This window comes from Rubinisphaera italica (genome assembly GCF_007859715.1).
Lineage (GTDB): Bacteria > Planctomycetota > Planctomycetia > Planctomycetales > Planctomycetaceae > Rubinisphaera > Rubinisphaera italica.
This window is the reverse complement of record NZ_SJPG01000001.1, coordinates 1,452,728-1,476,431: the sequence shown is the minus strand read 5'-3', so window position 1 is coordinate 1,476,431 and position 23,704 is coordinate 1,452,728. Positions and strand designations below refer to the sequence as shown.

Annotated in this window: 13 protein-coding genes; 4 read left to right on the top strand and 9 right to left on the bottom strand. The window is 49.3% G+C overall.

Annotated elements, in window-relative coordinates; all coding sequences use genetic code 11:
- Positions 1-254: 254 nt before the first annotated feature.
- The 6 genes from Pan54_RS05625 to Pan54_RS05600 form a co-directional block, all read right to left on the bottom strand.
- Positions 255-1,541, bottom strand: coding sequence for a DUF1501 domain-containing protein (locus tag Pan54_RS05625; RefSeq protein ID WP_146502579.1), 1,287 nt, complete (start codon positions 1,539-1,541; stop codon positions 255-257).
- A gap of 216 nt (positions 1,542-1,757) precedes the next feature.
- Positions 1,758-5,411: a DUF1553 domain-containing protein gene (locus Pan54_RS05620; RefSeq protein ID WP_207310048.1), complete on the bottom strand. Its 3,654-nt coding sequence runs from the start codon at positions 5,409-5,411 to the stop codon at positions 1,758-1,760.
- Positions 5,412-5,555: 144 nt separating this feature from the next.
- Positions 5,556-6,983, bottom strand: coding sequence for a DUF1501 domain-containing protein (locus Pan54_RS05615; protein WP_146502578.1), 1,428 nt, complete (start codon positions 6,981-6,983; stop codon positions 5,556-5,558).
- A gap of 10 nt (positions 6,984-6,993) precedes the next feature.
- Positions 6,994-10,260, bottom strand: coding sequence for a DUF1549 domain-containing protein (locus tag Pan54_RS05610; protein ID WP_146502577.1), 3,267 nt, complete (start codon positions 10,258-10,260; stop codon positions 6,994-6,996).
- Positions 10,257-12,059 (bottom strand): FecR domain-containing protein, encoded by a 1,803-nt coding sequence (locus Pan54_RS05605; RefSeq protein ID WP_146502576.1) that lies wholly within the window; start codon positions 12,057-12,059, stop codon positions 10,257-10,259. Before Pan54_RS05605 ends, Pan54_RS05610 begins: the two co-directional genes overlap by 4 nt.
- Positions 12,056-12,643 (bottom strand): sigma-70 family RNA polymerase sigma factor, encoded by a 588-nt coding sequence (locus Pan54_RS05600; RefSeq protein WP_146502575.1) that lies wholly within the window; start codon positions 12,641-12,643, stop codon positions 12,056-12,058. Before Pan54_RS05600 ends, Pan54_RS05605 begins: the two co-directional genes overlap by 4 nt.
- Before the next feature lie 380 nt (positions 12,644-13,023).
- Here Pan54_RS05600 and Pan54_RS05595 point away from each other — a divergent pair, with 380 nt between their 5' ends.
- Entirely contained in the window at positions 13,024-15,222 is a 2,199-nt protein-coding gene (locus Pan54_RS05595; protein WP_146502574.1) for a right-handed parallel beta-helix repeat-containing protein, read from the top strand.
- Between the two features lie 140 nt (positions 15,223-15,362).
- Here Pan54_RS05595 and Pan54_RS05590 read toward each other — a convergent pair whose 3' ends face one another.
- Together Pan54_RS05590 and Pan54_RS05585 are read right to left on the bottom strand one after the other, a co-directional pair.
- Positions 15,363-15,728: a SpoIIAA family protein gene (locus tag Pan54_RS05590; protein WP_146502573.1), complete on the bottom strand. Its 366-nt coding sequence runs from the start codon at positions 15,726-15,728 to the stop codon at positions 15,363-15,365.
- Positions 15,729-15,925: 197 nt separating this feature from the next.
- Positions 15,926-17,299: a hypothetical protein gene (locus Pan54_RS05585; RefSeq protein ID WP_165441599.1), complete on the bottom strand. Its 1,374-nt coding sequence runs from the start codon at positions 17,297-17,299 to the stop codon at positions 15,926-15,928.
- A 198-nt stretch (positions 17,300-17,497) separates the two neighbouring features.
- Between Pan54_RS05585 and Pan54_RS05580 the strand changes: the two genes are divergently transcribed.
- Entirely contained in the window at positions 17,498-20,482 is a 2,985-nt protein-coding gene (locus tag Pan54_RS05580; RefSeq protein WP_146502572.1) for a PVC-type heme-binding CxxCH protein, read from the top strand.
- A gap of 150 nt (positions 20,483-20,632) precedes the next feature.
- Here Pan54_RS05580 and Pan54_RS05575 read toward each other — a convergent pair whose 3' ends face one another.
- Entirely contained in the window at positions 20,633-22,102 is a 1,470-nt protein-coding gene (locus tag Pan54_RS05575) for a sulfatase (RefSeq protein ID WP_242631226.1), read from the bottom strand.
- 283 nt (positions 22,103-22,385) lie between these two features.
- Here Pan54_RS05575 and Pan54_RS05570 point away from each other — a divergent pair, with 283 nt between their 5' ends.
- Positions 22,386-23,279: a GGDEF domain-containing protein gene (locus tag Pan54_RS05570; RefSeq protein ID WP_146502571.1), complete on the top strand. Its 894-nt coding sequence runs from the start codon at positions 22,386-22,388 to the stop codon at positions 23,277-23,279.
- Positions 23,266-23,631: a hypothetical protein gene (locus tag Pan54_RS05565; RefSeq protein ID WP_146502570.1), complete on the top strand. Its 366-nt coding sequence runs from the start codon at positions 23,266-23,268 to the stop codon at positions 23,629-23,631. The genes Pan54_RS05570 and Pan54_RS05565 overlap by 14 nt, the downstream gene beginning before the upstream one ends.
- Positions 23,632-23,704: the final 73 nt, after the last annotated feature.

Here is a 23,704-nt window from a genome sequence, read left to right as displayed (position 1 = left end):
AAACTTCCCACACACTATTTACAAACTATCGTGCAGAAACCTCATCCGCAACAGACTTACAATCCAGCAGCGAGCATTACGCTCAGGGAGTCCGGAAACGCCTAACAATATTCTTATTTCAAGTTTTTCGTAATAAGTCATGAAAACAAGGGCGGCGGGGGCTTCTCTTCGAGAGCGCTCCCGCCACCCCTTATTGATTTTTATGATCAAGTATTATCAGGCGTTCAAAGTGAAACTTTCACAAATGAACTGACTCACCCGAACAACGCAGCAACAGGTTTCCCCTGATCTGTAATCGGCACAGGTCGTGAGCCAGCATAGAGTTCCTGAGTGGGATCAATACCCATCGCCGCGTGAATAGTGGCGTGATAATCTGCAACAGAGACAGGATTTTCGAGGATTTTCTTGCTCAGTTCATCGGTCACGCCGTAGGCTCCGTGATGATTCAATCCGCCACCTGCCAGTAATAAGCTGAAGCATGTGCCCTGATGTCCGCGTCCACCGCGACCATCGTATGCAGCTGGTCGTCCGAATTCGGTGCCTAATGCAATCAGTGTTTTATCGAGGATCCCCTGCTTTTCAAGGTCGGTAATCAATGCTGAAAGAGCGATATCGAGTTCTTGGATGAGCACGTGCTGGTTTTGCTGGCCTTCGTTGTGGGTGTCCCAGCCTGTGCCGTTAATAAAGTTCAGGTTGTGTGAGACTTCAATAAAACGGACGCCCGCCTGAACAAGTCTGCGAGCGAGCAGGCAGCGTTGTCCAAACTCTCCGCCGTAGGCGTTGCGTAAATCGCTGGATTCTTCCTGAAGCCGAAAGTGACGCATGAAATCGGGCCCAGCCAGTCGCATCGCTTCGGATTGAGCCTCCCGATATTGTGCAATAATCGAGGACTCTGGAACACGATCAGTTAAAGGTTCGAGTAACTGTTGACGACGAGCAAGACGTTGGGCAGTGACATCTTCGGGCCGTGAAAAACCGGAAGGTCCACTCTCAGTATCGACAAGATATACAAATCCAGCCTTCGCCCCCAGGAACCCAGGACCACGGCTGACATTCGGATAGCCAATCAGCATGTAAGGCGGAACATCCGGGTTTGCAGCGCCGCGCAAGTGACCAACAACCGATCCAATTGAAGGGTATGTAATACTGCCCGTTGTGACACGCCCCGTATGAACGAAGTTTGTCCCGAAGGCGTGTTCGTCAATCAGATGGTGATTGATTGTCCGCATCGCTGTCAGGCGATCGGCGAGCTTCGCAGTCCGATGCAAATGCTCGCAAAACTCAACCCCGGGGACGGCTGTCTCGATGGAATTATATTCCGAGCCGGAAACTTTGGGAGACGCTTTGGAATTGCCTTTGCGTTTGGGATCGAACGTGTCGATCTGCGCCATTCCACCGCCCAGCCAGATAAATATGCAATGCTCTGCTTTTCCTTTGGGAATATTGATTGCCGTCGGAGAAGGTGATGCCAGCAGAGACGAACTGGTCAGAGCAGCACCAGTCAATACTCCAGATTGTTTGAGAAATTGTCGACGTTCCATGAGCTTGATCCTGTCTAATGTTCCGCTGATTTAGAGTTGGGTGGCGGGGGCGCTCCGCGTTAGCGGAAGCCCCCTGAAGATCTATGATTCGGGGGCTTCTCTGCGAGAGCGCCCCCGCCACCCTTTTCTTTGAAACTTTCGTAGTAAAATCAATTTTGTTTATTGTCAGACGTAATAAAAAGGAAGTCTTTGTGACTCATTTGTTTCACATATTTATTACGGTGTATAAATCCATTCGGGAGCATTCAAAACGGCCCAGACGACATCTTCCATACGAAGACGCCATTCCTCGTTCAATGCGTTAGTCGGTGGATCTCCACGACGGGCAGCGGCTTCTTTCTGGGACGCAAGGACATTTGCTGCACCGTCCAGATGATTCGACCAGGAGACATACCGAACCGGTTCATGAGGACCATGTTCTGGACTCACCCGCTCCGATTCAGGAATCACTCGATCGCTGTAGCCTTCCGATAAAAAGCTGACATAGCGCTGTTTTTCTTCAGCCGATGGCAATCGAGTCAGTAGTCGGAGGAAGATTCGATCAACGAGCTGTTCAACAGGTTGATCCTCCAGCGCAAGCTCAGTCATTCCGTGACGATCACTCAGACGAGTGAGCCAAATGCTCATGACGCCGTTTGCGTAAATCGCTGGTTGAAGAATATTGGGATCTGTTTCGCGAATACTGAGGGGATCCTGTCGGGCTCCTCGCCAGCCAAAGGTTTCCAATACATTTGCCACGGCAGTAATCCGCGGCAGGGAAAGGCTGGGACGATCGCGTTCATTGGACGTTGAAGCCAGCATCCATGATCGACGCGGTTTGCCGAGCGTTATCGAAGTTTTAGTCACTCTTACACTGTCCACATCCAGACTGACTTCTTCCAGGTCAAACGGAGTCCCCGTGGCATGGAACACGGAATCAACGATTTGTTCCGCAGTCAAGCGGCGTGGAGCCGGGGAAATAAAGAGCGGACTCGTTTCTGCCAGCGTCGTGTCAGTCGCCCGCTGATAGGCATGAGAATTCAGAATAATTCGACTGACAGCTTTCAGATCGTAACCCGATGCGACCAACTGATGACCAAGCCAACGCAATAACTCGGGATGCGAAGGATCACTCATTTCCCAATCGGAGACACTCTCGACCAGACCTCGCCCCATCATTCTTTGCCAGAGCCGATTCACCATCACCTGAGCAAAACGCTCATTCTGGGGAGCGGTAATCAGGGCGGCGAGCCTGTCACGAGGGTTATCGGGATGTTCCGCCAACTCATCGGCGACTGCTTCGTCGCAATAACGCTCGAAAGGCCAGGCCGGTTGAATTTCAACACCAGGCTCGAGTGTCACCTGTATCAAAGGTTTGCGTCCGGTATGTTCCAAACGTCCCGCTGGGACGCTACTGGTCTCAGGCAGCTTGATGGTTTTCTGCTTTAATAGTGCCGCGACTTGCAGTAAATCCTCTTGCATCGAGACATGCGAAGGAGCATCGTGACAACGGGCACATTTCATCTGCACGCCAAGAAAGGCGGAACTGACGATAATTCCTTTGGCAGCCATCGGCAAATCGTTTTGGGAAGCAGTCGCAAACCCAGCCGGTCCGCCAAAACGTTCACTCCCTTCCATGCGAATCAGTTCGGTTGCGAAGAGATCAGCCGGCTTATTGTCGAGCAGCGATTCGTAAATCCACCAGCGGAAAGGCCCAGTGTTGTTTAACGTCGGGTTGATGATATTCGGATTCTCAGCAAGCACATCCAGCCAATAGCCTGTCCAATGATCGGCCCAGCGAGGATCAGCCAGCAATCGGTCAATCGCATTGGCCCGACGAGTTTCAGGACTATCATTCTGGAATTCGGCAATCTCCTCTTCTGTTGGTGTGACACCAACCGTATCGAGGGTGACACGACGGAGAAAATCCAGATCTTCAGAGAGAGGAGTCGGTGTGAAACTGGCGACATCAAATTGAGGCCAAACAGCTCCCCCTTCGATCCAATTTTTGAGAATCGCAATTTCCTGATCGGAGAGCCGATCCCCTTTTGGCGGCATCACCATGCCATCATCTTCTGTGCTGACACGCTCCAGCAAAATACTTTCATCAACTTTGCCGGGCACAATCGCAGGCTCCTCAGATTCGCCACCAGTCAGCATCGATTCATGATTATCAATCCGCAGTCCTCCCTGAGCCTTACCACCTTGATGGCAGTCGTAACAATGCTTCTCCAGAATCGGGCGAACGTCCTTGAAATAGTCAACACCACCAGCTTCGACCTGACTCGATTCTTTGGCAACCGTTGCAATTCGGGCGGCAATGAAATGATCGATCGCATTATTGGCGGGATATCCCTCTGCCAGTTCCGGCACCTTCACTTGCTCGATACTGGCCAGCCAATCAGCAGCGAAAGAATGGCGATGATTCCAATAATCGCTTTTGTTCGCCAGACAGTTGGCTCTGGCTTTGGCATTCACTTGAGCGAGCCATTGACGTCGCTCAGCTTCGTAACTGGCCCAACCTTCATCGGTATACTTGACCTGTCGATCACCAGGAGAAAGCAGCGACCAGGATTCACGTCCTTCCAATGAGACTGCGACTACCGTTTCCCCAGGTTCAGAGCGAAGTTTGTTCTTACCAGCTAACCCTCCCACGAGAGTTTCCAGAATCACAAAATGCTCGTTGCCGTCGGATTCAAATTCTCCCCAGGTTTCTCGGTTGCCCGGAGGAACAAAGCGGAAATCGGGACCAAGATCGAGATATTTATCCTGCGAGGAAAGTAATCCATGACCGCCTGTATCTGTCGGACGCATGGGCGTTTCGAGAATCAGGTTTCCATCAATCTCCAAACGAGCAGCACCACGTCCGCGTAACAGCAAACGATGCTTCCCAGCTGGCAATTTGACGATAGCCGAGGCTCTCAAATGCAGTGGATTAGCCCGATCGGCTCTCACTCCGGTTGAAATATATTTTTGAGGCAGCTCGAAAATCCCGAACACATCTTCCTGATACGTCTCTGTCACTTGAGGCTCTTCTGGCCAACTGTTAGCCTCAGGAACTCCCTCTTCACTAATTTGCACGAGAACTTTACCTGAAGGAATCATATCCCGCGTCACTGCAGGTGGTGGCGGGATAAAAACATATCGCTCAGCCATTTCCTCTGGAGAAAACGGCTCTCGATATAGGACGACATTATCCATCCAACCCTGGAAAGATACACCTGAACTACGACTTTGACCGGTTCCAATCACAAGATCGTCGACATCCTGAACGGGCGGCAGTGTTGTCGCGCCCCCCATATCCCAGACGCCCTCAACTGGCTTACCATCAATGTAGGCATGCAAGCTGTCCGCTTTGCCAAACGTAAAATCCACAGCAAGATGATGCCATCCTGCGAGAGCCAATTCCGGTGTACTCCACCAGCGATGCCAGTCACGTGCTTTTGTTTTGGGATCTTCACTGGCAAACAGAAATCCTAAACTGGCACCGCCATCGGTTCCCTGAAGGCGAACCGCATAGTTTTGATTATTCTCTCCTAAATTCTCACCCAGCTTGCCATGGCGCCCCTTACCCATCAAATAAACCATCTGCCCCTTACTGATGGATTTTACTTTGATCCAGGCTTCGAAGGCGAAGGTCTCCCCTGCTCCATAGCGAACATTGGTGAAGCCGCCACGCTCGTGATCCTTAACGAGAATCCAACCTTCGTGGCCGACGAACGTTGCTCCACGATTGTTAGTCGAGAATCCTGGATAGCGAGGTTGACGTGGCCCACTAGCTGGAGCACCGAATTTGCCCTGCCAGGCGCCAGGCTGAGATTCGCCATCAAAACGCCATTCCAAAACTGGTTCAGCTGCCAGTGCATTGCTGGCAGTGACCAAGAATATCATCGCGAAAGTAAACATGCTTCGCGAGTAAGTTTGGAGAAAATCGAAATTTCTGACAAGTTTCATTGCGGAAGCGACTGACATTTATTTATAGCCTTTCACTCGACGATTCGAGTTGGAATTTACTCTTCGAAATCAACGATCGACTCAAACACCCGTGACAAGTTCTGAATGCACATGTCCTTCATTGAGGTCGACGCGTTCAGGACGGCCTTTGTGCATATAAACAACTTTCGTGTGGTCCATTCCGAGTAGAGCCATTGTTGTCGCATGAATATCGTGCACGTGCAGTTTGTCTTCGACGGCATACAGGCCAACTTCATCGGTCGCTCCAATTGTCTGGCCCCCTTTGACTCCGCCACCAGCCATCCACATAGTGAAACCTGTCGGGTTATGATCGCGACCAGTCCCCTTCTCGCTCATTGGTGTTCGACCGAATTCACCTCCCCAGATGACGAGAGTTTCATCCAGCAGACCACGCTGTTTGAGGTCAGCTATCAAAGCGGCAATCGGCTGGTCGACACCTTTACAAAGTCGCGAATGGTTCGACTCAATATTGCTGTGACTATCCCATTTGCTCCCCGCTCCGGAGTAGAGCTGAATGAAACGCACACCGCGCTCGACAAGTCTTCGAGCGAGCAAGCACTGGCGGCCGTAAACTTCGGTCTCTTTCTGATCCATCCCGTACATGGATTTGATGTGCTCGGGTTCCTGCTCCAGATCAATCGCTTCGGGTGCGGTCGTCTGCATACGGGCAGCCATCTCGTAACTGTTGATTCGAGCTTCAAGTTCGGTATTGGATTCGCGACCGACATAATGTCGACGATTGAGCTGATTGATAAAATCGAGCTTGCCCTGCTGCTGCGTAGAAGTCACATTTTTCGGATTGTTCAGATTTCGTAATGGCTCCACACCCGGTTCGAATAAAACTCCCTGATGACTCGAAGGCATGAATCCCGATCCCCAGGCGCGGGCTCCATTGACCACCATCGCAGAGCTGTCCTTCATCACAACGAATCCAGGTAAGCTTTCACTCTCATGACCAAGACCATAAGAGACCCAGGCACCGAGTGAAGGCCGACCGCCAAACACCGCTCCGGTATTCATCTGACAGACACCACCCGCATGATTGATCCCGTCAGAAACACAGGAATGAATCACGCACAATTCATCAGCAATCTTACTGTGATGCGGGAACCAGTCTGAAATCCACAATCCACTTTCCCCGTGCCGTTCCCATTTGCGTTTGCATTCGAGGATGGGAGAATTGGCCTCCCCCATCGCGGTCACAGGACGTGGAAAACTGTCGGGCAGTGGCTTCCCGGCCAGTTCATTGACCGCCGGTTTATAATCGAACAGGTCGAGGTGACTAGGTCCCCCTTCCATGAACAGCCAGATGACATTTTTCGCTTTCCCAATACGTTCAGGAATCTTGTCCGCAACCGGGTTTTCAGTCCCGGCTGCCATCAGCGATTGCCCGCTCAGGGCTGCAAATGCCAATGCACCAAAACCACCTCCCGTATTGCACAGGAAGTCACGTCGTGATGTCGATAATTCGATATTATTACAACTCATGATTAATCACCTATTGCAGGTAGAGGAATTCGTTGGAATTGAAAAGGGCATGACAGAAGTCCGTGACCGCTCCAAATGTTTCTTCTGAAACAGCCGTCACGTTGCCTGTCGAACTTCGTCGAAGCCATGCGGTATTTGTGGCAGGATGTTCGCCATCGTCACCATTGAACCTCCAATCGAAAATGCGGCTGGAAGTATCAGATTTCTTGTCAATCAGAAGCTGCTCCTGCGACAACGTACCTCTGCTGACAGCCAGTCGTGCAATCTGTCCATCCCACAAATGGCCTGAGGCATCTCGACCACCAGCAATCAATTTCATTGCAGGATTTTGAATATGACTGACGACAGAGGTTTCGACAGTCGAAGTTTCCAGCTTCGCATTGGGATCGGACAAATCTTTCATGTAGAACGTGACTGTTCCGCTGGTTGGATTCTCTTTGGATGTGCTTGCGGAAATGACTGCGGCGACATAAACCGGTTTGTTGAGTGGGAATTGCAAACCGGAAGCAACCACTTCGTAAGTTGGTTCATCCTGGAAATTGCGTCCGATCAATTGCACGATGAAGTTTTGCGGCTGATAGGATGACTTTTGACTGGTCACACCGATATTCCACCCATTTGTTTTCGTGCTACCATTCCAGCGGGAGAGCAGCGTATTCACACTGGCATCGGTATAAATGCGATCGAGATTCACAATCGCTTCTACGGTGAAATGGTCGTCAAGCTCGTCCGCACTGAGAACCTGCAATCGCTCGAAGCGGCTGTCGGGTTGAATCCAGAGTGTTTTAGCTCCCAGTTCCACATCCTTGACCGCATTAAAATGCTGAGCAATTGGTCTCAAGCCTGTTTCATCCGGATACTTATGCTCGACTTCCGGGCTGGGTATCACTGAAGTTTGATGCTGAATAAAGCTGAGTGCCATATCCACTTCGTCCTGCGTTGCGTCCCGGTTGTAAACCAGTCGATAGGCGGAACGAACTTCATCAGTTCCAAACTCATGCTTGCCAGCGAGCAATCGTTTGGCAAAAGCCTGTGCACGACTCAGTGTCCAGTCTCCATTGACCAGCAATAGCGATTGAATTGGAGTCGTCGTAGAGATTCGATCAGGAGCCGATTCAAAACAGAGTGGTGCATCGAACCCGCACAACATTTCATCGGGTCGATTTCGCATCCTTTTAACATAAACACTGCGATAAGGGGTCGTGCCGCTGACTGCAGAACCACCTTCACGAAACTTCAGTTCTCCCGAGATCGCCAGCATCGCATCGCGAACCTGTTCGGCATCGAGTCGTTGCGGAGGGAATCGCCATAACAATCGATTTGTCGGGTCGACATTATTTTCCATTTCGCCAGGCTCACGCTGTGCAGTCTGGCGATAGGCGGCGCTGTTCATGATCAACTCGTGCAGCGACTTCATCTGCCAGTCTCCTTCGAGGAACCGAAGCGTCAGCCAGTCGAGCAACTTGGGATGGCTGGGCGCTTCGCCCAGTGTGCCGAAGTCGTTCGGTGTCGGAACGATTCCAAATCCAAAATGATGTTGCCACAACCGATTCACAATCACCCGTGTCGAGAACGGATTTTTCTCATCGGCGATCCAGTTGGCTAAAGCCGTCCTGCGCCCTGTGCTGTTCGGCAATGGTTCGATCTTCGGTTCCTGTTCCAGCAAAGTCAGAAACGCTGGCTCAACAGCTTCTTTAGTTGTCCGTGTCATCAGATATGTCGGAGCAGGTTCGGAACTGACATCAGTCGCAACAAATGCTTTGGGTAATGGAGCTGGTTTGAGAGAATCGAATTTCTTCAATTCCTCTTTCAATTCCTTATACCGGGCCAGTTTTTCCGGTTTCTTCTTCAGTGCTTTTTCGTAGTCATATCGCGTCGCAGCTCGATTGGCTTGACGATATACCAGATAGGAGATCTGCTTTTCGTAAGTCGTTTTTTCCGACTCGGGCTTATTGTAGATCTCCTGAACATCGTCCGGAAATTGACCGACGGTGTATTTCTGCTTGCTATCAAACTCGGCTTTGGCCAACGAATGCATTTCATCGCGTATCGCCTGAGTTGCTTCCTCCCATTCCTGCTGTTTTTTTTCGTAAGCAGCAATTTCTGCGGGAGTTGCCAGCGGTTTATCCAGAGGCCAGGCAACTGAAGAAAGAAACGCCTGTAAACCGAAATAATCCTTCTGTAAAATCGGATCGAATTTGTGATCGTGGCACTGAGCACACCCGATCCCAATTCCCAGAAACGCCTCACCTGTGACCCGTGTCATTTCATTGACGATCAGATCCCATTGCATGGTTGCATTGCGTTGATTCCATTCGTACACACCATGACGCAAAAAAGCAGTCCCGATAAAGGCCTCGGGATCATCAGGAGCAATTTCGTCTCCCGCTAATTGCTCACGAACGAACTGATCGTAGGGTTTGTTGTCGTTCAATGAACGAACCACATAATCACGAAACGTACTGGCATCTGGTCGAAACGCGTCCTCGTTATAGCCATCGCTGTCGGCGTAGCGAACAACATCCAGCCAGTGCTGTGCCCAACGCTCGCCGTATCGCGGACTATCGAGCAGCTCACGAATTAATCGCGGCCAGGCATCAGGACGATCATCATTGACAAATGCATCAACCTGTTCGGGAGTCGGCGGCAATCCATGCAAATCGAAATAGGCTCTTCGGACCAGTTCATGACGATCCGCTTCGCGAGCTGGTTGTAACTCATTTGCTTCCAACTTTGCGGCAATAAATCGATCAATCTCATTCCGCGCCCAGCCTGCACCGGACTCTGGAATGGCTGGCTCAACAACAGGTTGAACAGCCCACCACTTGCGGTCTTCTTCTGTTAATCGATCACTATCCATCCGAACGATCAGCGAGTCATCATCGCCCGGCCAGGGAGCTCCCATCTGAATCCACTTTTCGAGGATCGCGATCTCTTTCTCCGGAAGCTGCCCCTGGGGCGGCATTTCATAAGATTCATACTTGATCGCACTGAGCAGCATCCCTTCGTTGGGATGTCCCGGTACGACAGCTGGTTCTTCAGATTCCCCACCCTTCATCATGGCGGAAAGTGAATCGAGCCGAAGCTCACCCTTCTGACTCTCAGCACTGTGACACTCCAGGCAATGCTGAGCCAGCAGAGGCCGAACATGCGTTTCAAAAAACTTTAGTTTTTCAACGGACATATCCTCAGCGAAAGCTGTTGTCCCACATAGAACAACAACGAGCATCAATGCGATTTGAAACGGTAATCGTTTCGAAGTTATTTCCTGAATCATCTTAATGACTTTCCTGGTTTTATATTTTGAACCTCAAGTTGTGAGGGAAGCCCTCCAATGAACACGGGGTCGACATTGTGAACATCATCCATTGCATCCTGAATGAATAGTCCGTCCACACTATCCCCGTTTTCATACCCCAGATCTGACAAGTCGATTCCCACAGCCAGACCACGGAATTTCATACCCGCAAAACGAGAAGCACACTGGGCAGTCTCAAGCATCTCCAGAGACTTCACCTTTTCTTCAAACATATGGATCTGAAACCCCTGCAGATCGAGAGCTGCTGGTGATTCCATTGTTAAATCGTATGCGTGGATCGTGTGAGATTTCAATCCCTCTGTAAATTTGAGTGGACTGACATGAAAAGCATCGCCCTCAGGTGGATTTCCAAATGTTTGCAGATCAAAGAAGACCACGTCCGGACCGGGTCCGTTGATGACAGGAGACTTAAAATGGATCGCCATTCCCGGCGTTTCAGATTTCCCTGGATCCCCCGATTCACTCAGCACGGGATCAGACGTAAGCGGTTCCCGGCTGCCATCCGGATTAATGACTCCAGTGATCAGACTATAGTCGGAAGAAGTCTCGCTGCGATGGGACGGGAGCAATCCTTTTGTCGCAACATGAGCGTGCCCGGAATGTCCAGTGAACGAAATCACCTCGATAGGAATCAAATCCTCGACTGGGATATCGTAAATTATACCGCCGCGTTGAAGTCTAACACTTGTGAGCATCTCAGCCCTTCCATTGGCATCTTTTGTCGCCTGATAGGAAATCACCCTGTCGGGTAACTGACGATGATAAACACTGGAATTGAACGGGACTGCGTCTGCTGAAAACTTACCTAAATGAGTGAATGACTGCGCCTCATTGCTGGCCATCCGCACCTGAAACTTCTGCTGTGATTGCTGCTTCAATCCAATCTGGCCAGTTGGCCGATCAGGTTTCTGATAAACATCTGCGGCTCCCTCAATCACCTGCACTTCGGTTTCACTCGTTTCGGAAACACTGATCGCAAAACGCGTCCCACGATCGACAACGCTTGTCACAGGCGTTTCAATACGAAACCCTTCGGCTCCATCGGGGGCATGCACACTGCATCGTCCGACATCGAGCGCGAGACATTCATCAGTCAGTACCCGAAACACAGCCGGGCCTTCCAGAATGGCTGATGCACCTTCCGGAAACTCAATTTCCACCAGACCGCTCATCAGAACATAGTCGCGACCAAAAGCGAGTGCCGAATTAACGGGAGGCAATAACTCACCAAAAAACTTTGCATGAGCCATGTGTGCAAACCGCGCTTCGCTTTGTGTCACATCCTCTGTTGAAGGATTGGGAACTTTTCCAGCCAGACCTGTATTTTTATTGGACCGGAAGGAATACGCGGAGAGAGCCAGAACTGCAATTAAAGCCGTGGTGATCAAGCCTCGATGCAACTTACGCTTTTCCAGTCGCGAATTTTCAGAAGTCATGTTCGACAGCGGTTTGATTGAATGACGAACGACTTGACCATCATTTGAAATTTGATCGATGTCAGCCATCACCTGACTGACGAAATTTCCAGTATCGACTGGCAAACGAGAGAGCGTTTCACGGATGAATTTTTCTTTTCGAGACTGCGTCCCATCAACGACCATGCCCAACAGATGATGAGTCTGATAGAGATCAGCCGCAGATTTCAACAGACTCTCATCCGATGCAAGCAGTTCTCGCAATTCCGTTAGCGCGGCATCATCGAGTTCCCCTTCCAGGTAATCGGTGAACAACTCGGCAAAGCGTTCCTGATTTTTCATGACAGCTCTCCCTCTGCAGCGGCGACTCGATTTTCAACGCACTGCTGTAACTTTTGACGAATTAACCAGAGTTGTTTTTTCACCGCCGCCACAGATCGACCACAACGGGATGCCATCTCGTCCAGAGGAATTTCTTCTTCGTAACGCCAGGTGATAAACCTGCGAAGATGCTCGCCCAGTGAATCTACACAAACTTTGAGATAATCGAGTCGCTCAACAAATATCTCCGGTGGTTCCGAACTTCTTCTTTCCAGTTCACGCTGCAGTAAATCGGGTGCGTAGCGGGCATGGTAATCCGCGACTCGTCTTAATCGTGTCAGTTCTGTTTTGAGTTGATAATTCGCAATGGTGAATAACCACGAACCAAATTGCGTTCCTGGTGTATATTCCTCCAGCCGAGTGTAGGCTGCGACAAATGTCCGTTGAGCGACCTCATCAACATCGATTCCGGGCGGAACGTGTCCCGCCAGCCATGCCCGTAATGGTGCCTCAAACCTGCGCACCACGATCTCAAAAGCGGCTGGCTCCCCTTTTTGGGTGCGACAAATCGCCTTTTCAAGCTGATGATCATTAATATCATTCATCTCATAAGCATTCATACATAAAGATATGGCAGTTATTTCCGACAGGTTACCCATAAACAGAAAGAAATTTGATGAATTGATGAAGAAATCCCATTCAATCCGTAAATTGCCACTTTAAAGTGAGATTATAATTTGCCATATCTCATTACTGATCATCAACTTAAAGAATTCCGAAACATGAATGATGGGTATCATTTAAGATCAGTCAATTCTAATGTATACATCATTTTATGATAATCGATTTCTCTCAACCAATAGAATGCGTTTCTCTGAGTTGCTACCATTGACGAAGAAAATGTGTGGATTCAGCAGGTCATAGCTGTTATTCGCAGGTCATTTTTCTATTTCCTCGCGATCTTCTCACTCCTCAGAGGTGCCTCTTGAAAGCGTTTGTATTCCTCTCCTGTCTGGTTTTCCCTGGATTCCTCTCGTTCACATTTGCAGAACAGAATCTGTACGTCTCAGCAGATGCCAATGCCGAAAGCGACGGCAGTCCTGAGCAACCATTCAAAACTTTAAATCAAGCTCGTGATAAAATTCGACAACTTCGAAAAGAGGGAATCCTCAAACAAGGTGAAGGAGTCACGGTGCATGTGAATCCGGGAGTCTATTCGCAGCAATCCTCGTTTGAGTTGACGGCTCAGGATAGCGGCACTGAAAATGGACCAATTGTTTACCAGGCCGCCAAAGGTGGAAAAGTTCTGATTCAGGGTGGCATTTCGCTGAATGCAGAATCTTTTCAGCAAATAACTGATGAGGCTGTTTTGTCACGACTGGATCCCGCGGTTCGCAACAAAGTGAAGGTCTGCGATCTTTCCAAAATCATTTCCTCTGCGTTCCCCGAATTCAAAACCGCCTATCGCGGTTCGCCTTCGGCTCCCTGGCTCTATGTCGATCAGCAACCGATGACACTGTCCCGCTGGCCAAACATTTCCGGGGAAACTGATAGTAGCTGGGCAGAATTCTCCAAGACAATCGATACTGGCCTACCCCGCCCCGATTCTGATGCCCCGGCTTTAAAAAAACTTCATCCTGGTTCATTTGTCTTTGAAGATTCTAGACCTGCTCGCTGGAATCTGGAAGAGGGTGTCTGGCTGCATGGATATTGGACACATGACTGGAACGATGAAGCGATCCGCATTGATTCCTACGACAAAGAGAAAAAAATTATCAAGCTGGCCGCTCCCCATTCCTACGGCATCAACGCGGGAACCTGGGGCGCGAAGAAACGGCGTTTCTTTGCTTTAAATACTCTCGAAGAATTAGATGCCCCCAATGAATGGTATCTGGACCGCAATCACAAACGGCTTTATTTTTATCCCGAAAATGAACTGGCAACATCTGAGATCGTCCTGGCGACTTCTACTCAATCGCTGGTCAAGGTCGAGGGAACAAAACATGTCAAACTGATTGGTATGGATTTTCAGTATGCCCACGCCAACGGGATGCTCATTCGCAATACCGACCACTTTGAAGTTATTGGGTGTATCGTCGCGAATCTGGCGGGAAGTGGAATTTCGTTTCATGGAACCTCAGGTGCAATTCGTTCCTGTGATGTCTTCAATATTGGTCGCGGAGGAATTTCCTTAAACGGAGGTGATCGTCAATCACTCACGCCAGCGAAAAATGTTGCAGAAAACAATCATATTCATCATTACGGCCTCTTTCAGCGAACTTATGCACCTGGGATCGGAGTCCACGGCTGTGGACAGATCGTTCGCAACAACAGTATTCACGATGCTCCTCACAATGCCGTCTTATATAGTGGTAACGAACATCTGTTCGAATTCAACGATGTCTATCGAGTCGTCATGGAAACCGGAGATGCTGGGGCTTTCTATACAGGTCGGGACTGGACGAGCAGAGGGAATATCCTCCGTCACAATTTCATTCACGATCTCGGTGGAGGCGATGCAAGTCATGTCAACACGATGGGAATCTATCTGGATGACTGCGACAGCGGAGATACTCTTGAGGGAAACATTTTCTATCGCGCAGGCCGCGCCCTCATGATTGGCGGAGGACGCGATAATCCGGTATTAAATAATCTGGTTGTCGATTGCCCGATTGGTCTACATATCGACGCGCGAGGGATGACCTGGAAGCAATGGAACAACCCTGATCACCCAAGTTGGATGCTGGAAGAAAAAGCCGAGCGTCTCAACTACAAGCAAGCACCATGGAGTACTCGTTACCCACGCCTGGCTGCAATCATGAACGAGAATCCTCGTGAACCGCTGGGAAACCCCATTCGCAACAACGCGTTCATCAACTGCAGCAAACAGGTTTGCAGCTTTGATGGCAATGTCAAAAAACTGCTCGATAAATTTGAAATCGTTGACAATCTGGCAGTCAGCACAAACGGTGAGGCCCAGGTGAGCGAAGTTAAAGGATTCACTGACATTTCCGGCAGCAAAGAGAAGCCGATCGAACTTGGCGACGATTCGCTAACCGCTCGCGAATCCCTTACGCTGATGCAGGCATGGATACAAATACAGATTCCAACATTCGAAACGATTCCGATCGAGAATATCGGCTTATACAAGGATGAATACCGAAACACACTACCAACGCAATGAAGCGATGGGCGTGGTCGTTTGCAAACTCCACGCCCATCTCTCCGTTTTGAAAAGTGCCCCCCTGAAACTTGCATGTATCAATTACGGATTCAGCAGACGATTGGCAGACTCAAAAGAAACCTGTGCCCCACATCGCAGAATCAGGCCGCATCCTCTTCGAGCCATTCCCAGGCTTCGTCGATCTTCGTGGCATCAAAATATTGAATCTTGGCCATTGTAAAAGGCTTGCAAACCTTGGCCATCCACTCTTCCCAGCGTTTGTCGCCAACGAGGGCGATGCGTTCAACCTTGGTGCAATGGGTAGTGGCGAATTTAATGTCGTCCCAGCCCGCATGAAGATCCCATCCGTGGAAGTCAACAAAGTGAGCAAGAAGCCGAACCTTGCCATGAGATGCGATGACCTCATCGACTGCAGGGACAAAGAACTTGTAATCTTCGTCGTGCAATTTGCCGCTGAGAGTGAATCCGAGGATATTGTCTTTACTTTTATCGATACGAGTGATCATAAGATATTCTTCCTTGCAGAAAGTTCAGAATCATCGTCAAAGAATTGTCAAAACGCAATGGCTTAATGGAAGTGCGAGAATGTCATCGATTACAGCTTAAGCGTCTACCGATTCAGTAGCTTCAACTATTCCCATGAACTTCGCAAGCATATTTGTCACTTGATCGTAAAACAATTGAGCGTAAAACAAATATCAAGTCACTTCAGTAGCTTTTGCATTGCCTCCATCAGAACCGCTTCGACATCTTCTGTCACACGGGAAGCGCGATCACTCGCCTCGTACCCGCCCTGGCTGTAGGCAATTTTGGTGCCAATATAGCCTGGGGCATACTCTCCGTAAGCAGCCATTAAAACGTGCAGGTCAGGTCGCATTTTTTGTGCGGCCAGTTGATACTCGACAAATAGCTCGCCTGGCATATGGAGTATGCGGACATCCCCTACTGACAGGCATCCGATATCAACCTTTTCTCCCGCCTGACAACTTCGCAGCCAGGCCAGATACTTGGCCGAATAGTACCGAGCATCTGGCTTTGCTGTCTGGTCGTTAATGACGGCAACTAGCTCCTCTTCAACCAGATGAGTCGCCACTGGTAACTGAACCGCCTCAGTCTTCCAGGATACCTGCTCGCTGCTCAGAGGACTCCGCTTGATATTATTCCAGGCTTGTTCCATCCCCTTCTCGACTTTGTCTGCAAGTACTTGCCGGTTTTCATGGGATCCATCATTCCATTTCCCTGCCCCAATATTACCACCGGCGCCGTTGAAATGAATGTGCGGAATCTCTGTTTTCTTCTCACGGGCATTCCGCGCCATTCCAGGAAAATCGGGATTCGCAAGGCCAGTGCGGTAATAACTTTGTGGATGCGTTGCGTAATAAGTCATTACGACGATCGGTTGGTCGCCATTGTAAAGTACAAAAGTCTTGAGGAGTGGATCGATTGTGCCAACCGGAAAAGCACGAATTTTCGGATCGGCCGTTGCCGTGTATCGGGTATACAGAACCTTTCCATCTGGTCCGAGAATCCTTCGATTGGAAGCGACTTCTTTAACCTCAGCTTCACCAAATCCAAAATGAGTTACTTCCACAGCATGCTGCAAACCTTCTTCAATCGCCCCTGCAGCCCGTTTAATCACAGTCATCGCAAAGCGAGGATCAAATCCAACGCCAGAAGCACCGGACTGATTGAGCAAGGCTTCGGCGGAAAAGTCACAGCGAGGGGCATCGTGCTGGTGAATCGTATGGACTGAAACTCTCTCGGGAATCGTCCCTGCTGCTTCTGCTAATTCTTCCTTAAAGCGAGTTTGGCCTCCATTACTGATGCCGATCCAGTCGACCGAACAGAGTACAATCGGCTGACCGGAACCCAGCAGAACAACTCCACGACAACTCAGTGGTTCCTGAATACCAATCGTCGGGTCGTAAGCCAGCGGACTGCCGACTGGCGGCGAGGCATCCACATTGAAGGTCGCAACTCGTAAATCGGCAGCTTCGATATTCATCCCGGAAATGAGCAGAATACTGGCCACACAGGTTAGAATCAGAAAGATTAGATGATCATTTCGAGAGTTCATGATTTTCTCACTTGTTCGTTGGGGTAACATAAGCCTGTTCAGGTTAACAGGCAAATCGTGGAGATAATTTCGAGCGACTCTCTGAAATTGATGGTTGAGAGGTTTTGATTTTTACAAGTTTTAGTATAACGTGATATCAGTTAGCCGCTCAAGCTTCCCGCCCGTGTCCTTCCTGCTGAAATCTGAGCGAGAGAATCTATGCCAAGAATTCACTTTGCTGTGTTCCTGTTTCTGTTCCTGACTTTACCTCCCTGCACTTCAAGTAACTCCTGCTTGTTGCAAGCCGATGAAAAACAAAGCTACGCTGATGAACTTCCGCGAGTTCCGGCTTTATCCCCCGTCGAAGCGATGAAACATTTTAATGTCGCCCCCACTTACCAGATTCAACAAACAGCAACTGAACCGCTGTTGAACGATCCAGTAGCGATGTGTTTTGATGAACAAAGTCGTTTATACGTCGCCGAAATGCGTGGCTATTCGGAACAGTCGGAAGATAACCTGGGTCAGATCCGTCTGCTGGAAGATGTCGATGGGGATGGCATTTTCGATAAGAGTCACATTTTTGCAGAAGGACTCTCCTGGCCGACGGCGATCATTTGTTATCGCGGAGGTGTGTTTGTCGGCGCTGCACCGGATATCTTTTACCTCAAAGACACGAACGGCGATCATAAAGCCGATCTCAAGGAAATTGTCTTTACGGGTTTTGGTAAAACCAATGTTCAAGGTCTACTCAACTGTTTCCGCTGGGGACTCGATAATCGAATCCATGGAGCAGCCAGTTCATCCGGAGGACTCGTACGACGGCCCGATCAGCCAGAATCCGCAGCCGTCAATTTACGCGGACGCGATTTTTCTTTCGATCCTGAGACTTACGAGATTCAATCAGAGAGCGGTGGCGCACAACACGGAATGAGTTTTGATGACTGGGGTCGGAAGTTTGTCTGCTCAAACAGCGATCACCTGCAGATGGTCGTTTACGATGATCGATACGCTGCCCGGAATCCTTATCTGACCGCACCCAATTCCCGTAAGAGTATCGCTGATGATGGAGGACAAGCTCCCGTATTTCGATCCAGCCCAGTCGAACCCTGGCGGATTGTCCGTACTCGCCTGCGTGTTTCAGGAGCAGTGAAAGGCGTTGTTGAGGGAGGCGGAAAGCCTGCCGGATATTTCACCGGATCCACTGGAGTAACAATCTATCGAGGAGATGCCTGGCCGAAAGAGGATCAGGGGTTAGCTATTATTGGAGACGTCGGAAGTAATATCGTACATCGCAAACGACTCATTCCGGATGGCGTGCTCTTTCACGGAACAAGAATCGATGATCACTCAGAATTATTGACATCCAGCGACATCTGGTTTCGACCGGTTCAATTTGAAAACGGTCCTGATGGAGCCTTACACATTCTGGATATGTACCGCGAAGTGATTGAGCATCCTGCAAGCCTCCCACCAATGATCAAACAACATCTGGATTTGACAAGTGGCCGCGATCGCGGTCGGCTCTATCGCCTTGTCCCTGAGGGATATACCCAGCCTTCGCGTCCCGTTGTAGACGAACTCTCGTCAAAGGAATTAGTCGATTTACTGCAGCACCCAAACTCATGGCACCGGGAGACAGCCAGCCGATTGTTGTTCGAACGGCAGGATCAATCTGTACGTGATGAATTGATCAAAGTTGCGAGTGGCGATTCCGCTCTCGGACGTATGCACGCACTGGCAACCCTGGATGGACTATCACTGCTAACTCCAGATATTCTGGCTGAGAAAATTAACGATCCGCATCCACAAGTACGGCGACACGCCATAATGTACGCTGAACAATTTGCCAACAATGCCCTGGTTAAGCAAAAGCTGGAACAATGCATCGATGATCAGGATCCTGAAGTCATCTTCCAACTTGCTTTCACGCTCGGAGAATTTTCAGCGACATGGCGAACACCGCTGATTACGAAACTCCTGAAATCTCATGGTGATAATGAGTGGATTCGTTTTGCACTGTTCACTTCAATCGGTGATCAAGTCGGATTGGTGCTCAAGCAACTGGCAAACGAATCTCAGTTTGTGACGACCCCATCAGCCAAAAAGGTCATCGATGAACTAGTCACTTTAATGGCCAATCAACCCGATCCCACGCACTTGGCGACTCTTGTAAAATTAACCACAGACGAGACTGCTCTCTCACCCGCAGTCAAACAGGAATTGTTGCAACGTTATCTCGTTAAATCTGCCGCTCAGGGACGACTTGATCGCAGCGGTGTCTCAATGGGCCAAGGCGAATTGCAAAAGTTGCTCGACGATCTCCTCGTAACAGCCCGCTTACAGACAGATGATAATATACTCACAGTCCAGAAACGCGTCGATGCGATTCGTTTGTTAGCGATCTCTTCCGATTCTGAAGACCACCAACGGCTGATGAATCTGATTGATCCCCGGGAACCGGACGAAATCCAGACAGCTGCTTTGTCAGTACTTGCTGGTCAGGCCGATTCAAAACTCGACAGTTTTCTGCTGTCCAACTGGGAAAGTCTCAGCCCCAAACTCCGTAAGACCGCTGTCGATATTTTATTGAGTCGCGATCCATGGACTGTCTCGCTCTTGACTGCGTTGAATGAGGAAAAATTACCAATCTCAACGATTTCATTGAGTACTCTGCAGATACTGGCGCAATCCGAGACTGCGGAAGTTCGAGACATTTCAAATCAGCTGAAAAAGAGAGTAAGCAGTACACCACGCGCAAGCATTGTCACTGCTTATGAACCGGTGCTCAACGAATCTGGTGGTATTGACAAGGGCCGGGTGATCTTTGAAAAAAACTGCTCGAGTTGTCATCGACTCGAAGGCAAAGGTCAGGCGATTGGCCCCAATCTGGCTTCGTTCCGGAATCGTGGAAAAATGGCCATCCTCATTAACATTCTCGATCCCAACCGGGAAGTGACGCCCGAATATCTCAATTACGTGATTGTGACCGAAGACGGACGATCTCATACGGGAATCCTTACATCTCAGAATGCAACGACTGTTACATTAAAACGAGCGGAAGGAAAAGAAACTCAAATTCGCCGGATTGAAATTGAAGACATTCGCAGTACTGGTATGTCGCTGATGCCGGAAGGACTGGAAAAAGAGATCAGTCAAGAATCGATGGCCGACTTGCTAACCTATCTGATGCAAGCCGAATAATCAGTCAATTAAATATGTGGAAATTCCGAATGCGATTTCTATCAATAAATGTCGTTTGACGTGTAACACTGCTGGCTTGCCCAGCAGTGTTTCATTCGACTTTGGAATTCAGCAGATCGCGCATATCTTCCGTTAGACATATCGCTCTGCTTACTCTGCGATGACTCGTTTAGTGGGAAGCCTCGCATCGAGCTTCAACAGAGCATCACTGAGTTGATGTTTAAGTTCACGTGATTTTACTGGCTCCTTCCGGTCGAGATTCCTAGCCTCACTGGGATCTTTCATCAGATTGTATAACTCAACTCGATCATCCTCGAAAAAGTGGAGCAGCTTGTAGTGCCCCTTCCGAATTGCTGCATGGGGACGTGTCTGGCTGGTCAGGAAATCTCCAACTCCAATTTCCGCAGGCGACTGGGCAAACTTTTTCTCGGGATGATAATAAGGGAAGTGCCACACAAGCGGTTGCTCACGATTCAAAACGGATTGAGGATTGTGAAGCAATGGCAATAAGCTGACACCATCCAACGTTCCTGATGGCGCCTTACGATTTGAGACCTCAGCAAATGTTGGCAATAAATCACAACCGTGTACAACATCGTCACAGGTTGTATCGGGAGTTACTTCACCCGGCCACCGGACAATGAAAGGCACTCGTATGCCTCCTTCGTACAGATTCCATTTGCTGCCTCGGTACGGCTCATTTGTTGTATAATTAGGATGGCCCCCATTATCAGACATGAATACGACAAGCGTTCGGTCGGCAATCCTGGCATCATCCAAAGACTGCAATAACTCTCCAATCAGATGATCTAGAGTTTCCACCATCGCACCATAAGGCGCCCGAGACTCTGGGCCGATTCCTGCTAGCTTATTGCGATATTTCTCGACCAGCCACTCGCAGCGACTGTGGATCGGATCATGCACGAAATAATGGGATAGATAGAGAAAAAATCGTTTGTCACGGTGATCGTTGATGAAATTGACTGCTTTCTCAGTCAACGTATCAACAGGATATTTGCCAGTCGGAATTGGTTGGTCACGAATGTTGTTCAAACGGTAGCTGTAAGGATGAGACCCGAAGTCTCCTGCACCAGTCAAAAACCCCTGCTGCAAAGGGCCATGAGTCGGCGACCAGCCCAGATATCCGTCATGATGCTGGCTGATATGCCATTTCCCATAGAAACCTGTTTCGTAACCAACTGCCGACAATACTTCGGCAATTGTCTGTTCATCCAACGGCAGGTTGAGTGTAAATGGTGGAGACTGCAGAGGCACCGACAGGTCCTGTTGACCAGCCGAGTTTTTAGTTACAAATTCAAAATGCAATCGGGCTGGAAACTTACCTGTCATAATTGCAGCACGCGATGCAGAACAAATTGGTGCGGGAGCGTAAGCCTGAGTAAAGCGCATTCCTTCACGGGCCAGCCGATCAATGTTAGGCGTGTCGTGAATCCGGTTTCCATAACAGCCGAGATCACTCCACGATAAATCGTCAACTAATATAAAAACGATATTCGGAGGTTCCTCACCAGCTAAACAGATGATTCCAGCCAACGGTACTGTAACTTGAGTGAGTAGAATCAGTACTACACGACAGATCATCGTTTTGATCAGGCTCATCGACATACAGTCCCTGGCAATTGCAGATAATTAAATGTGATACAAACAGATTGCAGGAATACGGTCTATTCCGCAAATAATTCTACACTTCGACAATTCACGAGTCCAAACAGACGACCCTGGCATTTCATTGAACGGAATCGGCTGCATAATTGCTATAATCGATAACACTGACCTGGCCAGAAGCTCTTTCGCAAAGAAACTCTACGCGGGCATGAATCAATAACCTACAATTCAGTCAGACCCCGTATTCATCATCGATAAAACTGTCTGGATCGTAACGATGACCAACATCTGGCAAGCCACCGTATCGAGCAAGAATAACACATCCGTTCCCAAATCGAACGGTCCGGGAAAACTGCTTCAGATACATCCGGTTCAAATCAATACCGGACTGATCGACATTCCAGAAAGTGGCTTAAAAATCGGTCGAGGAAACACTGCCGAACTCATTCTGCACGATGATTCCATATCCCGCGAACATGCGTCAATTTCTTTCCAGAATGGGACGTGCTATCTGCAAGACCTTGGCAGTACCAATGGCACTTTCCTCAACGGCGTAGACGTTGAAAAGGCAGATATTCGCCCCGGCGATCGAATTTCTGTCGGGTCGTACATTTTCAAATTGCTCTCCAACGATGAAACGGAAGCCCAGTACTACGAAGCCGTTTACGACATGATGACTCAGGATGGATTGACCCGAGCCACCAACAAGCGAGCATTTCTGGACATCCTCAAACGTGAAACACTTCGTTCGATCAACACCAATCGCCCACTCTCGCTAATTATGTTCGATATCGATCACTTCAAATCGATAAATGACACTTACGGGCATCTCGCTGGAGACCAGGTACTTCGTGAAGTTTCTCAACGAATACGAAGCGTGATCGAATCTCACGTCACTTTTGCTCGTTATGGTGGGGAAGAATTTGCACTTTTGATCCCCGAGCTCAATATTGAACAGATCGCAACGATTGCAGAACGATGCAGAGCGGTCATTTCTGAGACTAAATTTGATTGCGAAAGTGACACAATCACAGTCTCGATCAGCCTGGGTGTCTCCAATATGCAATCTCTCAGCCAGGATACTTTACAACCGGATACCGATCTTATTGCAATCGCAGATGCAAAACTATATCGCTCCAAGAACGAGGGGCGAAATCGTGTCACTATCTGATCCGCCCAAAGAGAACTTGCAAACTATTGACCTCGACTTCCAACTCAACCAACTCCCGCATGTCGCCAGGCACGATATCGATAATGCTCATTGGGAAGCTGAAAACACAGCTGAAAATGTTACGAATGCAGGGGGGCGACGGCTGGAAAACAGCACTCGCTCCCTGATCGGCAAGCGATTCGGAAATTATATCGTTGAAGCCAAAATCGGCTCTGGAGGAATGGGTACCGTCTATCGAGCCAGGCAACTTGCTCCTGTCAAACGCACCGTTGCGATGAAAGTCATCAAACACAGTGATGCTAACCCGGATTTCTCACCCGGGGGTGGAAAAAGGCTGCCTGGTTTGGGATAAGTTGTTTTCTCACAACAGCTTTCACCCCAAACGACAGGCAGCCTTCTCATGACACAGTGTTCCACAAAGTCCC